A 12,041-nucleotide genomic window follows, 5' to 3' on the forward strand; every position below is an offset into this window, starting at 1 on the left:
ATCCAGTATTTTTATAAAATTTCATTTTGCAAAAATCTTATATTTAGCTTTTAACAGTAGCATTTACATGCTACTGTTAAAAGCTAAATCCTTAAGAAAGAAAAAGATAAATATATTTGATAGATAATAAAAATCCATTGGCGTACAGCTATATTCGTGGTCTTTAAACTGGTGAACTTTAGTTCGGAATTTGAGGGCTTTCTCCGGAATATCTACTATAGGATAAGATAAAGTGCCAAATTTGATGGAAGTGATGTGAAAAACGATATAATTACGCTTATTGGACAAAATTCATTTATATGTGTATAAAATATTATTTAAATACGGATGATAGTGGTATATCAACTGTATTTGTAACCGGTAGATCAGAATACTGGTTGGAAAAAGTAAGATTAGAAATTTCACCGCCACTAGGAAAGGGAAATTGTTAATATAGACGATTATATTGACCTGGAACAAACTATCGGCTTAGGCTTTGATTTTGTAAATTCAGAAGATTTCCAAGTTATTTTCATTAAAATAACCAAGAATAGATTTATAAAAGATTTGGGATTTCATAATTGCCATATAGATCTCAAGTTTGATTGTTGCTTAACGTTAGATCATCTATATATTGGCGAGAATGTCAACATAGATATGACTTCATGGAATATTATTACTAATAAAGTTACCTTATTATCCTTAAAGACATTTAAAGGTTATTTTTCTTCTAGTATTCCGTCGGTAGAAAAATTGACTATATGGGATGATAAAGATCGTTTGACTGAAGTTCTCAAAGTCTTTTATAATATTAAGACACTATCTCTCACAAATAGTAATATTGAAGATTTAGATCTTAACCATCTTTTAAGATTAATTGAAGCTAATTTATCATATTGTAAAAAGTTAAAGACTATAGAAGCAAATAAACAGCATGAAATAAAAAACATAATCCTTCGTCGCTGTAATAAATATATTCCATCTAAAGAAATGAAAAATCTTGTAATAAGAATATAGTTTCTAAAGAGCATTAAAACGAAGGTGGTTATTTTGAATCTAAATTTTATTTGGTAATCTACTGACTTTTATATACAAAAAAATAGAAAAATATTATATCCAATTTTCTAATCTCCAGCCGTTTTCTAGTCTTTCAATTATTAAAAGGTCTGTCCACATTCCGGAAGGAGATAGTTTTAATTGTTCGTCGCTTAGATTCTGAACTTCAATGAAGCTATCATTTTTTCTATCAACAATCATCCAAAAGTCCTTTTTAAAAATATGGGGTTTTCTGAAATAATTTGGAACTTCAATTGTTTCGGGATCATTAAGTCCATCGACTAATTCAATTATTTTTCTACGCAAGGCTACTTTTACCGGAAATTTTACAAAAAAATATCCATTTTGAAAAATTGCATCATTCATTTCAGGAAGAGAATCGAACAAGTGATATCCAATTTTAACCAATTCAATGTCATTTCGAGTATCCTCAGGAATTTTAACCAATTGCATTAATGCAAAACCTTTCTGAGTATCTATTTTATAAATATTACCTACTTGTACTTTTTTCATATTATATATAGATTTTCATCAGAAATATTATTTGTTTTACTTACTAATTTAGCCTTCTTGTTAGAAGCTTTCATACCTTTTGTTATTTTGATTCGAAGCAAATTTCATGGATTAGGTGTATGATTTTAGCTTATAACTTCAGTGTGTTTTTTTGTAACTTCAAGTTAGCCATTTTTTAAATAGCTAAACACCGTTATTTTTATCCTTTTTAATTATCGTTTATGACACTACTGATTTTATAAAAAAAAATAGGTCTAAACTTTTTAGAAGTTATACTTGTAATTACAGCAGCGTAAACGTTAATAATTTTAAATTTCATTTTTTGCAATAATGTATTAAAACCGACCGTTAAGCTAGATAAGTTTATACAAAGGTGATATTTAGCAATACCTTGTTAGCGGTAGTCCTAATTAAATTGTTCATTGTTGAATTTTAGTTTTAAATTCTTCGGTAAAAGCTTCAAAATATGTGTTGGTAAACCTGGCTCAGTTTTAATATTTACAAATGATCCATTTTCGTATACGTCTAAGTAATCCCAATATGCGATGAAATATTTACAATTATTGATTTCGTCGTAGTCATTTATAAATTCCATCCACCCTTCAAAAATCAGATTGTCATTTTCGTCAAATAGTTTAATTCCTGAATAATTTTCAAGTAAACTATCTAAATGTTCACTTAGATGACCTTCAATACAACTTTCAGACCAATCGAATTTTAAATTTTCACAGTTAATGCTATAGTTTTTCAAATCGTCTAAAAGTTGACTTTCAACAACCTTTCGTAATTCGATACTCATTGGGGAAGAAAGACCTAAATCTGTATAATTGGGTGTAATATTCATTGTTTAAACTTGGGATGATATAGTTGGACTCTTCTTGTAGCATTACCGCTAACGTTTCGGGGCTTGTCGTCAGTGGCACAAATTGAAGCGAAAAGTTTCAATTTAACGACAAAGTAAGCAAAAGCCAAATAATTGAATAAATTTAAGAAAAAAAATCAATGCAATTGGCTTTTTGCGGAATAGAAAGCCAAAACTTTAAGTTAAGCCTTAACCCGCCAATGCGCCAAACCCTTGTTGTATGCAGTATGTTTATGTGATTTAAAATTTCTTCTTTCTTGATTAATTTCATCAAAATTGTCGGAGCAAGAATTAAAGTAGGATTTTTCGGGTTCAGTGCAACCTGTTTTTTTGTTGTCACGGAGCTTGTTTTGTTAAATTCGATTTAACAAAACTAATGTACAAAACCTATCGCTAATTCATCTCTATAGGCGAATTTTGTTGCGATATAGCTATCCACAGTGCACTTAAGACAACAGGTTGTCTCCATTCTAAGGTAGCAATTCCAAACAAGGCGTGACGCCTTTACTGAGAAAGGAAGATGCTCAGCACACTTGTGTTTTAGAGGCTTGTAGATGGAAAATTAATTATTTATATTGAATTTATGAAACAGTATTTAACGGAAGAGCAGATTAAAACCAACTTAAGACTTGGAAAATCTTTAGAGCAGTGGATTGGTTTTTTTGAACAAGATGATTATACGATACTTCGGTGGTTAAGGATTGATAAGGAGAAAAATCAAGTTTATTCAGTAACATATTTTGAATCCTTTGACGAAGGAAATGAAAACTTTTTAGATATTTATGAGTTTTCATTGGTAGATCCTGATGAGCCTTTCGGAGTAATCAACACTTTTGCGTCAACTGATGAAGCAATGCAATTTGCAACACTAAAATATAGCGCATCAAGTTTTAAATATATTACAGCTGGAACGATTCAAGAAGAGTATAAAGACTATATCACTCGATAGTTTAAATTCATGAATAAACTATCAATTTCAATCTTATTTTGATAGTATGTATTTAGTAGTTGATATAGAACATCGGTCAACTTCCCTGTTTTTCAAACAACTTAAAAGTATTAATTTAGTTTGTTACATCTGGCTTATGCTTATGTGCAAGGATATCTTTGTGAAGAATCAATACTTTCTTAATCTTATTTATTTACGAATTCATCCAGTATTTTTAAAATAAATTAAATGTTGAAATATTCATCATTAATCAACATATTTGATCGGGAATAATAAAGCCTCTTTTTAAATTGGGTAAATTCGATTTTTTGAAACGATGGAATAGCAAACCTTCGATAAAGAAAAGATTAAGAAAGCTGCTTAATTCCCTTTATGAATCATTTGCTGATAAGCAATGCTTTCAGCAAAGTGTAGAGTACAATCGTGCGGATGAATGGGGGCTTGCAGTTGAAAGTCTGATAGAATTGGGTATTAATGGAACCGTACAGTTCACTAAAGAAGTGTGGGTTCAACTATATCAGCTGGCTAACGAAATAGGGCTAGATGAATACGCAAATTATTGCCGAAAACAAATTGACCTGATAGCATCTGAAATTTATGAAATAGACGAGATTGATGAATTAGGATCTACTAAGTCTGAATTGGAAGAGTATGACAAGCACGTCAGGTTTTACTATACCAATATCGTCAATTCGCTTATTCTGTTCACTTATAAATCTAGAGAACTAGCGTTAATGGCATCACCCTTTTTCAACCCAATGACAGAGCTTTATGAGGAATTGGAATATGCGTATACACCGGTGTGCTTCGAAACGGTATTTAGGAAAAACCTAATACCAATCATATACAAGCAAGAACTACTGACGTTCAAAACTAAGGTCGATCAATTGCCAAGTGAGCTATGGGATTGGGAATATTTGGAAGAACACCCGAGCTGGATAAACATAAGAACTGATGCTGAAGAAATATTAAAGAAAATGGGAATACTGCATCGCGTATATGATTATTCATTCACCAATATAATATCCTCAAGTGGAGAAGTGATCAAAAAGAAAGAATAGTAATAAGATTTTAAACAATAATCTTGAATCAAAACATGTTAATTTTTAAATTAAACTGGCTCTTTCAGGACTCAGATAATTTAATTCTTTTTCTTCAAAAATTGTCTCTAGAGCATCATATCCAAATTCAATTTTAAAATCCCGTTCAGCTTTTGTTATTGGGATGTACCAAAAGCATTTGATGGTTTTATGATCTATATCTATTTGCTCAAAGTCAGGTTTTTCCAGATAAGGAAAAGATATAAAGCCATGGTCGCATAAGGATTCCCCCAACCAAGGTTGTCCTAAATTAACTGTGTGATGTAAGTTCAATGGCGCATCGTTACGATGGTAGCTTGCACAGTAGCAGAGAAGGTCTACAAGTAATGAATTCTTTTCAGCGGCATAAATGAATAACTCAATCAAGTTTTCATCCCATCTATTTAATGACATTCCTACTGTACAATAGGTGTACATATTATGAATCTGATTGGGAGGAAACTCTAATATGAAAAATTCAGGATCGAGTTTATTTATTGGTCCCTTATCGATTTTATGCACAATTCCTGAAATACCAAAGTATTGTTCATAATGCCTTTTCAACTTATCTATATAAACATTGATCATATTTTATAAAACAATTTATGTGCTGAATTTAGCATTTTGAATCGATCTTCACAACTTCACCTATTCATTTCCTTCATTTACCGAGTTTTTAGTTGGTTTAATCTAATTGCTATAGAGTAGGGACGAATTACTGATATGGATATGTGGTTATATCTATTGAAAAACATGAGTAAACTTGATAAAATACCGGATTTTTTTGATAAGCGGGTATTTGGTCTTATCTTTGACATAGGCGAAGTCGCAAAATTAACACCGGAGGATAAGATAGCATACGAAGCAAGTTTAAAACATAAGCGTGATGCAGAGAATACCTATTCTACTGCTCAGCGTATTGGACATGATCGAGGTTTAAAAGAAGGTATTGCCCAAGGCCAATACCAAAAAGCTATTGAAACAGCTTTGAAATTTAAAAAGATGGGATTATCAGTAGAGCAAATTGCTGAGGGTACCGGACTTACCATCGAAGAGATTGAAAAACTGAAATAAATTAAATAGATCATAAAAATAACAAATAAAGCCATTCTGCCAAGAATGGCTTTATTTGTTTATCTACCATCCTTACGGCTTCCCGTATTTGTTAATCAAACCAATTACCACAACAATCCCATATCAACAACAGCTGTTATTGGAGCCAATGCTTTGAGTGTGATCCGGAGCCAGCTTCGTAGCGTTTGCTTCGCAGATCCCTTCGGAATTTTTCGGTGGGCGTTCCCGCAATTATGAAAACAAACTTAAAGCGACGAATGAAACAGGGGAGGACAAGGTTTCAACTTAACAGAGAAAGGTATGTTGATAGAAACGATCATTACTGTATGCGAGCAGTCATTTGAATTGAGACCATCCTACGCCGATAGGTTCTAATTTTACAACAATTATACAGGGCGACGTCCTATTGGCGATAGGCATGCTGGAGTTTGGAAAAATATTAAATACGTTTATCCCGATTATCGATCTACTGTTGGATAAATTGGATGGAAGTCAGGAATCCAGAGCTAACCACTATTACTTTTCTAGCTATATTATTTACTAGCTGAATTCCTTTTCAATTGAAAGATAATATAGCCAATAAGCGGAAATGTGGATGAAAGAATAATGTAAATGCATTGCACTTGAAAACTTGAGCTAATATGAGTTACATTTGGAACTTTATCTAAAATTTTATATATTAATATATCATAGAATATATAATAAGCCTCAATTGTCACCCACAAGAACGAGATATCTATGTTCTTATTAAACTGATAACCTCCAGTGATCAGAATACACGATACAAGTATTACAAGTCCAATCAATCCGGGCAAGAATATGGATATGATCCTTTTATTATTTTGCCCCTGTACATATCCAGCATAAATAAGCCCTGCTGCTTGGATCCCAAAAATAACAAGATTAAAATTTAAATTCTCAGTAAAATAAAGTAGCCAATCCCGATCTGTGAATAACGCATAAAAAGTCATGATCATAAAACAGAGATGAACAAATAGTGGAGCGTTCATTTTTTTCATTTTACCAATGTTACTTCTTATAAAATCGCAATGTTCTTACCGCATTTAGAAGATCCTTTTCGTTCTGTACTTTTAAATTTGCTCCAGTAAGGTTAAATCGGGTTTTTGAAGAACCTCTCTGCCATAGACTGTCGATGTAAATTCCTGTCAATCCATTTCCGGATATTCTAGGAAATACTATTTTAGCACGTCTATTATCAATAGTATCCCAAGATACATTTTGTTTTCTAAACCGATCGGCATCAAGATCAAAATCCAACAGTATGTCCTTTACAATAATATCTTTCATGGAGTCGGTAGCACTTTCCTCCATCATCTGTCTCGTGATTATTTCTATGTTAGGCTCAGTCAAATTATTGGAGTACATACCCAGATCAAAATACAGTGTATCTGATTTATCTACAGCAATAGCACCTACATAACTATCTATTCCATTTTTTTTAACCTGTTGCCATTTATAAGGGGTTTCAAGTGTAAAAAGACCAAAATCCATTTTCTTTGTTCGATATGGATCTTCACAGCTAATAGAAAGGATCATAAGGATAATAATTTGGACTATTTTTAAAAAATTCATACTATGGATTGTCTGAATAAAATACAATATACCTATTTTTATATATTCATTTCAAATTATCATTTCCTACTCTTATTCGCTTTCTATTTTTCTAGTGTTTTCCAATTTCCTTTTTTAAAATAAACATTATTAAAGATAGGAGAATGAAATACCAGGTTGAAGCTCCAAGCACTTCGATAGATTATAGGATTACTAACTATTATGTGATGAGTAGGGAGATCCATTATTATTTTTAGACGTTCTGAATTATAGGGTTTTACTGTTGTGATCTTTCCGCGATATGTTTTAAGTATTTTCTCTTGATTAGTTACGTAAAAATAAATAGAATCATTTTCTTTTATTTCAAATCTAAAATTACTGTATTGCCAATCGGCTTGTTTTCCTGAGAAATAATTGCGATTGACAATATATTGTCCATAGTAATCCTCTTTTTCTAACTCAGTTTTCGAAGTTAACCATTGAATAGAAATTGAAAAAATAATAAGAGAAAGTATTCCAATACCAATAAATCCTATAATGTTAATTATGATTGTTTTTTTGTACAATAAGAAAATTACAAGAAGAATTCCTAGAACTGGGAGAAGAATGAAAGTGAAAAACAGATTAAAACCAAATCCCATTTAAATGTTAATTATTTATTATTACGCAATAATTTTGAATAGGTAAGAATAATAAAATTTTTTGAAAATTTTGTGCTCCAATGCTCAAAAATCAATAAATTATCTCACAACTTCACTTATCCTTCTCCTGTTTTTTAAATAGTTGATATTGAAACCCATTGGATCGCATTAAGTACGCTTTATATATTACAGTTTTATGTGGCGAAGTGAATAAATTTTGAATAACCTCATTTTAGTATTTATAGTAAAATTGAATTATTTTTTGAGATGATCGAGTGTTGATATTAACCAATCTTCAGGTATAACCCGTTCTATTTTGTTTTTAATTATTTTATCTTCTAGCAATGTAATAAATTCTTTGTCATTAAATACTTCAATTGCTTCTAAAGTGTAAGAACTGTTAAAGTTAACTGTTTCCAGTTCTTTCTTCAATACTTCTTTTATACGTGCATCTTTTCGTGTTGCTAAACCAAAAATTGCTTCATTTTGTATTTCCTTATCTGAATCCGTAACTCTTTCCCATAAAGCTTCTCTGATAGCATCATTGTCGTTGCTAATTAGTGCAGCTATTGCGAAAGTAGCCCAGTCGCGCACCTCAGAATCTTTGTCCTTTGAAAGTTTTATCAGTGTATGAATTGCATTTTTATTTTCTATTCCTGAAACTGCAAAAGTTAAACTATGTCTCACTGTTGAACTTTTACTAAAATCATAATGACATATGAAGTCAATTTGGTTTTCTGTAAGTTTTTCGTTGTTATGCCCGATAGCATACAAGATTGAACTTACTACATAAATATCATTTTCCTCTTTTAGTAAATTGAAATAGATTCTTAAAGTTTGATTTTTGTGTATTCTAGGGTTTCCGAATTGTGCTAATATATTTATCCCGATTATCTTTTCTTTTTTATCACTAGATTTTGTCAATTCTATAGCGCTGTTATAAATCTCTAAGGATTTTCGTTTACGGAGCTCCATGATATACCTCCAATAATTAGTTTTAGACTTATTATTTAAAAGTCTTCTAAAAATTTCGGATGTTGAAAAAGATGTGATTTTTGTTCGAATCATGATAGTTTAATTTTAGGTATAAAAAAACTTAAATTACAGAAAATATTCCTTCTGATGCTAACACTAATTAGAAGAATAATCCGATTGCACCAAATACCAAACCGATTGTAAAACTAGCAATAGGACTCAGGTTGTTAGTTTTCATTTTATCAAAATTCACATTTTCTACATTCGCTTTTAATTTTGATGATATTTTTAATCCTACTGTTCCATCGTAAAGACCAATTACTCCACATAGCAATAAAGCCCAAAGAGAAGAAGTGACGAATGAAAGGTAAAATCCAGTCAATACATATGTAGCAAGAGAGAAGATACTAAAAAAGCTATAGTTGAAATTGAATTTACGTGAAATAATTGATCCTAAGGTGTCTATTAAAGTGATTGATAGTAGTGCCATAGCCATAATAAAAAGTATTTGCTGTATCATAATCATAATTGTAATTGGACTACTTATCCTTATATAAAGTTAATAATTATTTAAGCAGATCCTAAAATTATGAAAAATCACGTTCAGCCCTTTTTTATTGATCCGATCACCGATGAGGGCTTTAAACGGTTATTCGGATACAAGGTCAACCTGATCAACTTTCTTAACATCATCTTTCGTGGTAGAAAGACTATCGTTGATCTGACGTATCGGGGTATCGAGCGTATCGGTGCAACCGAAGAGATCATTATCGAGATACAGACCAGCAGTCATTCTAACCTAAAGAAACGCATGTTTTATTATAAGAAGTCTGAAATCAAAAGTGTAATCGAGAACTTTACTAAGATCATCTATCAGCAAAAGTTGATTATGGCATCTGCCATTTATTCAATTTTAATTCAATAAATTCGGAGTTTAATTTTCTAAGTTTTACAATGATAATAATTTGATCTCTAATGGCAGTTCAACAAATTGAGACAGAAAGAATTCTTCTAATTCCTTACGATAAAATTCTGATAAATAAGATACAAGTAGCAGATTATTCGATGTTTAATGATATGGGGATAATTCCAGCTGAAGGTTGGCCGGATGAAGATGTTTTAGATACATTGCCACGGATATTGATTAATTTAGAAAAGGTATTATCTCCAACAGGATTTGAGTCATGGATGATTATCATAAAAGAAAGGAATGAAATTATCGGTGACATCGGATTCAAAGGTCCGCCAGATTCTCTGGGAAGGATAGATCTGGGATATGGAATTGTTGAAAGCGCTCGGAAGAAAGGCTACGCAAGGGAAGCTGCTTTAGGCTTGATAAATTGGGCATTTAACGATGTACAAGTTATTGAAATAACAGCTAAATGTGACATTGGAAATATTGGATCCATCAATTTATTAAGTTCTCTTAATTTTGAAAGAAAAAATACAGAAGAAAATATGATAGGCTGGAGTTTGGTCAGAAATTAAATTTTGCAGGAAGAGTCTATGTTTGTCTATTGATCAAATTGCTGAGGTTACAGGCCTTACCATTGACGAGATCGAAAAGCTGAAATAAAATATATAGATTATATAAAAACAAATAAAGCCATTCTGTCAAGAATGGCTTTATCTGCACTCCTTACGGCTTCCCGTATTTTCTAATCAAACCGATCAACATAACAATTCCATTATAGCAACAGCCTTCATTGAAGCCAATGCTTTGAGTGCGATCGGGAGCGAGCTAGATTGTTATGATACATGAATCCTTTAGGTTTTTCTGCAGTTATTACGATAAAAACAAGTAATTTTTTAATTCTACAAGTTTATAAATTGCAAAGTTTAATTCATCTTGTTCTGCACCATATTCTTGTATTTCACCTTCATATTTGAATTCAGAAATATTAAACCCTTCTTCTATATCATTATAATATACTACTAAGTTTTTAAATCTTGCTACTACCCAAAATCCATTTCCTTCATCTCCATATTCAGCTTCAGACCATTTTTTTGGTACAGTTTTTATTTTATTCCAAAAATCTAAAAGATTCTGATCCATATTATGTTCACCATTTGAGATCACAATTTTTAGTTCTTCAAAAGTTATCGGTGTCCAGTTCATTGCTTTATTTTTTAAGACTTGGTATGATTATTTTACGACGATTGTATCTGGGAACAGCTTGTTTTCAGGATCTTTATTATTCCATGTAGATAAAATTAATATATTTTTATCCTGACTATAGTTTACATTTAATTCATGCGCATAGGCGTTAATATCGTAGTATTCTTTTTTTACGATCAGATATTGTAAAACGGGAAAGAAAGCGATTTTTTTAGCAATTTCAATACGTTTACCTTTGTAATCATTTAGTGCATTACCCAATGTAAATTCAGTATAAGTTAGGCTAGCTGTTATCTTTTTTGACATTTTAGCCTCATATTCACCTAGTATAAATGCAGTTCCAAGTGCACCAATGGACCCAGCTGACATGCCAAAAAAAAAGGTAAATAACATAAGAATGATGGTTGTCACTTTGATCAATTTATTTTTATGATCTTGTAATATCCAAAACAATAAACTAATTGTAAGATAAATAGTCGTTATAATAACCCAGTTTATTTCAGTAGATAAGGTAGATACACCAACTCTCATTCCCACAATAGCCAATAAATCCAAGACAATTAATGACCATAATACTCTTTTTAATAATACTGGTTTTCCCTTTGTCAACTGGTAAATAATATAACTTAAAAACGGACATATCCATAATGCAGTTATAACTATAAAAAATATATTCATTGTAATTTTGTGCTATTTTAGATTTAAAAAAGTCAATATTGAACACCATATCCAATAAATTCAATCGTATTAAGTTACGTATAAAATGATTGTAAGTAGCAACTTTGTATCAACAGATTTTAGCAAAAGTAATTCACCATTACATTAGCTAAAATTAAAAAAAGGCCGCATCTTTTGGTGTGAAACAAAATCAATGTCGGCCTCTTAATAAAAACAGAGTTTTTATGTGGTACAAAGTTAAAGAATTAATTGGATCGGGACTAAACATAAGTCAGATTCATGTTGAAACCGGTTTAGACCGGGCTACAGTACGCAAGTATCTGTCACTTTCAGAAAAAGGGTTCCATGACTGGATCTCACGGCCCAGAAATCTCCCCAAGAAACTTTCGGTCTATTACAGTTATGTGAAAGAAACCCTGGAGCTTCAGCCCTATCTATCCGCCGCACAGGTTGAGGATCGCCTTATGGAGCGATATTCCGACCTCCCTACGGTACATAGCAAAACCATCTATAATTTTGTCAGGAACATCCGTCTTGAACATGG

16 protein-coding genes and 1 pseudogene are annotated in these 12,041 nt (G+C 31.5%); 7 read left to right on the forward strand and 10 right to left on the reverse strand.

Annotated elements, in window-relative coordinates; translation table 11 throughout:
- Window positions 1–636: 636 nt before the first annotated feature.
- Window positions 637–996: a hypothetical protein gene (locus EDF66_RS07830; RefSeq protein ID WP_132841770.1), complete on the forward strand. Its 360-nt coding sequence runs from the start codon at window positions 637–639 to the stop codon at window positions 994–996.
- A gap of 93 nt (window positions 997–1,089) precedes the next feature.
- Here EDF66_RS07830 and EDF66_RS07835 read toward each other — a convergent pair whose 3' ends face one another.
- Together EDF66_RS07835 and EDF66_RS07840 are read right to left on the reverse strand one after the other, a co-directional pair.
- On the reverse strand, window positions 1,090–1,548 hold the full coding sequence (locus tag EDF66_RS07835) for a hypothetical protein (protein ID WP_132841771.1): 459 nt from the start codon (window positions 1,546–1,548) through the stop codon (window positions 1,090–1,092).
- 406 nt (window positions 1,549–1,954) lie between these two features.
- Window positions 1,955–2,392, reverse strand: coding sequence for a hypothetical protein (locus tag EDF66_RS07840; RefSeq protein ID WP_132841773.1), 438 nt, complete (start codon window positions 2,390–2,392; stop codon window positions 1,955–1,957).
- Window positions 2,393–2,993: 601 nt separating this feature from the next.
- On the opposite strand from EDF66_RS07840, the gene EDF66_RS07845 reads away from it, so the two are divergent.
- Both EDF66_RS07845 and EDF66_RS07850 read left to right on the forward strand, forming a co-directional pair.
- Window positions 2,994–3,359, forward strand: coding sequence for a hypothetical protein (locus EDF66_RS07845; RefSeq protein ID WP_132841774.1), 366 nt, complete (start codon window positions 2,994–2,996; stop codon window positions 3,357–3,359).
- Window positions 3,360–3,667: 308 nt separating this feature from the next.
- On the forward strand, window positions 3,668–4,420 hold the full coding sequence (locus EDF66_RS07850; protein WP_132841775.1) for a hypothetical protein: 753 nt from the start codon (window positions 3,668–3,670) through the stop codon (window positions 4,418–4,420).
- Window positions 4,421–4,465: 45 nt separating this feature from the next.
- Here EDF66_RS07850 and EDF66_RS07855 read toward each other — a convergent pair whose 3' ends face one another.
- Window positions 4,466–5,026 (reverse strand): suppressor of fused domain protein, encoded by a 561-nt coding sequence (locus EDF66_RS07855; protein ID WP_132841777.1) that lies wholly within the window; start codon window positions 5,024–5,026, stop codon window positions 4,466–4,468.
- A 165-nt stretch (window positions 5,027–5,191) separates the two neighbouring features.
- On the opposite strand from EDF66_RS07855, the gene EDF66_RS07860 reads away from it, so the two are divergent.
- Window positions 5,192–5,512: a hypothetical protein gene (locus tag EDF66_RS07860; protein WP_165902401.1), complete on the forward strand. Its 321-nt coding sequence runs from the start codon at window positions 5,192–5,194 to the stop codon at window positions 5,510–5,512.
- 533 nt (window positions 5,513–6,045) lie between these two features.
- On the opposite strand, the gene EDF66_RS07865 is transcribed toward EDF66_RS07860, so the two are convergent.
- The 5 genes from EDF66_RS07865 to EDF66_RS07885 form a co-directional block, all read right to left on the reverse strand.
- Window positions 6,046–6,531 carry a hypothetical protein gene (locus EDF66_RS07865; RefSeq protein ID WP_132841779.1) on the reverse strand — a complete coding sequence of 162 codons (486 nt, stop codon included), beginning with the start codon at window positions 6,529–6,531 and terminating at the stop codon, window positions 6,046–6,048.
- Window positions 6,532–6,541: 10 nt separating this feature from the next.
- Window positions 6,542–7,069 carry a hypothetical protein gene (locus tag EDF66_RS07870; protein WP_132841781.1) on the reverse strand — a complete coding sequence of 176 codons (528 nt, stop codon included), beginning with the start codon at window positions 7,067–7,069 and terminating at the stop codon, window positions 6,542–6,544.
- A gap of 119 nt (window positions 7,070–7,188) precedes the next feature.
- Entirely contained in the window at window positions 7,189–7,725 is a 537-nt protein-coding gene (locus EDF66_RS07875; protein ID WP_132841783.1) for a hypothetical protein, read from the reverse strand.
- A 255-nt stretch (window positions 7,726–7,980) separates the two neighbouring features.
- Window positions 7,981–8,793, reverse strand: coding sequence for a hypothetical protein (locus tag EDF66_RS07880; protein ID WP_132841785.1), 813 nt, complete (start codon window positions 8,791–8,793; stop codon window positions 7,981–7,983).
- Between the two features lie 67 nt (window positions 8,794–8,860).
- On the reverse strand, window positions 8,861–9,220 hold the full coding sequence (locus EDF66_RS07885) for a hypothetical protein (protein ID WP_132841786.1): 360 nt from the start codon (window positions 9,218–9,220) through the stop codon (window positions 8,861–8,863).
- A gap of 69 nt (window positions 9,221–9,289) precedes the next feature.
- On the opposite strand from EDF66_RS07885, the gene EDF66_RS07890 reads away from it, so the two are divergent.
- The gene (locus EDF66_RS07890) at window positions 9,290–9,625 is read left to right on the forward strand and encodes a hypothetical protein (RefSeq protein ID WP_132841788.1); all 336 of its coding nucleotides are present in this window, start codon (window positions 9,290–9,292) and stop codon (window positions 9,623–9,625) included.
- Window positions 9,626–9,675: 50 nt separating this feature from the next.
- Window positions 9,676–10,188: a GNAT family N-acetyltransferase gene (locus EDF66_RS07895; protein WP_132841790.1), complete on the forward strand. Its 513-nt coding sequence runs from the start codon at window positions 9,676–9,678 to the stop codon at window positions 10,186–10,188.
- 298 nt (window positions 10,189–10,486) lie between these two features.
- Here EDF66_RS07895 and EDF66_RS07900 read toward each other — a convergent pair whose 3' ends face one another.
- Both EDF66_RS07900 and EDF66_RS07905 read right to left on the reverse strand, forming a co-directional pair.
- Window positions 10,487–10,819 (reverse strand): hypothetical protein, encoded by a 333-nt coding sequence (locus tag EDF66_RS07900; protein WP_243656008.1) that lies wholly within the window; start codon window positions 10,817–10,819, stop codon window positions 10,487–10,489.
- 27 nt (window positions 10,820–10,846) lie between these two features.
- Window positions 10,847–11,497, reverse strand: coding sequence for a hypothetical protein (locus tag EDF66_RS07905; RefSeq protein WP_132841791.1), 651 nt, complete (start codon window positions 11,495–11,497; stop codon window positions 10,847–10,849).
- Window positions 11,498–11,721: 224 nt separating this feature from the next.
- Here EDF66_RS07905 and EDF66_RS26245 point away from each other — a divergent pair.
- Window positions 11,722–12,041: pseudogene (locus tag EDF66_RS26245) on the forward strand (IS21 family transposase); the annotation flags it as partial.

Origin of the sequence: Sphingobacterium sp. JUb20, from assembly GCF_004342035.1 — a bacterium.
Taxonomy (GTDB): Bacteria; Bacteroidota; Bacteroidia; order Sphingobacteriales; family Sphingobacteriaceae; genus Sphingobacterium; species Sphingobacterium anhuiense.

What these genes read in the sequence shown, in the direction of transcription:
- EDF66_RS07870 (WP_132841781.1), bottom strand. Translation starts at nt 7,069, where the DNA reads ATGATCCTTTCTATTAGCTGTGAAGATCCATATCGAACAAAGAAAATG.
- EDF66_RS07855 (WP_132841777.1), bottom strand. Translation starts at nt 5,026, where the DNA reads ATGATCAATGTTTATATAGATAAGTTGAAAAGGCATTATGAACAATAC.
- EDF66_RS07900 (WP_243656008.1), bottom strand. Translation starts at nt 10,819, where the DNA reads ATGAACTGGACACCGATAACTTTTGAAGAACTAAAAATTGTGATCTCA.
- EDF66_RS07840 (WP_132841773.1), bottom strand. Translation starts at nt 2,392, where the DNA reads ATGAATATTACACCCAATTATACAGATTTAGGTCTTTCTTCCCCAATG.
- EDF66_RS07830 (WP_132841770.1), top strand. Translation starts at nt 637, where the DNA reads ATGACTTCATGGAATATTATTACTAATAAAGTTACCTTATTATCCTTA.
- EDF66_RS07905 (WP_132841791.1), bottom strand. Translation starts at nt 11,497, where the DNA reads ATGAATATATTTTTTATAGTTATAACTGCATTATGGATATGTCCGTTT.
- EDF66_RS07885 (WP_132841786.1), bottom strand. Translation starts at nt 9,220, where the DNA reads ATGATACAGCAAATACTTTTTATTATGGCTATGGCACTACTATCAATC.
- EDF66_RS07860 (WP_165902401.1), top strand. Translation starts at nt 5,192, where the DNA reads ATGAGTAAACTTGATAAAATACCGGATTTTTTTGATAAGCGGGTATTT.
- EDF66_RS07865 (WP_132841779.1), bottom strand. Translation starts at nt 6,531, where the DNA reads ATGAAAAAAATGAACGCTCCACTATTTGTTCATCTCTGTTTTATGATC.
- EDF66_RS07880 (WP_132841785.1), bottom strand. Translation starts at nt 8,793, where the DNA reads ATGATTCGAACAAAAATCACATCTTTTTCAACATCCGAAATTTTTAGA.
- EDF66_RS07835 (WP_132841771.1), bottom strand. Translation starts at nt 1,548, where the DNA reads ATGAAAAAAGTACAAGTAGGTAATATTTATAAAATAGATACTCAGAAA.
- EDF66_RS07895 (WP_132841790.1), top strand. Translation starts at nt 9,676, where the DNA reads ATGGCAGTTCAACAAATTGAGACAGAAAGAATTCTTCTAATTCCTTAC.
- EDF66_RS07890 (WP_132841788.1), top strand. Translation starts at nt 9,290, where the DNA reads ATGAAAAATCACGTTCAGCCCTTTTTTATTGATCCGATCACCGATGAG.
- EDF66_RS07875 (WP_132841783.1), bottom strand. Translation starts at nt 7,725, where the DNA reads ATGGGATTTGGTTTTAATCTGTTTTTCACTTTCATTCTTCTCCCAGTT.
- EDF66_RS07845 (WP_132841774.1), top strand. Translation starts at nt 2,994, where the DNA reads ATGAAACAGTATTTAACGGAAGAGCAGATTAAAACCAACTTAAGACTT.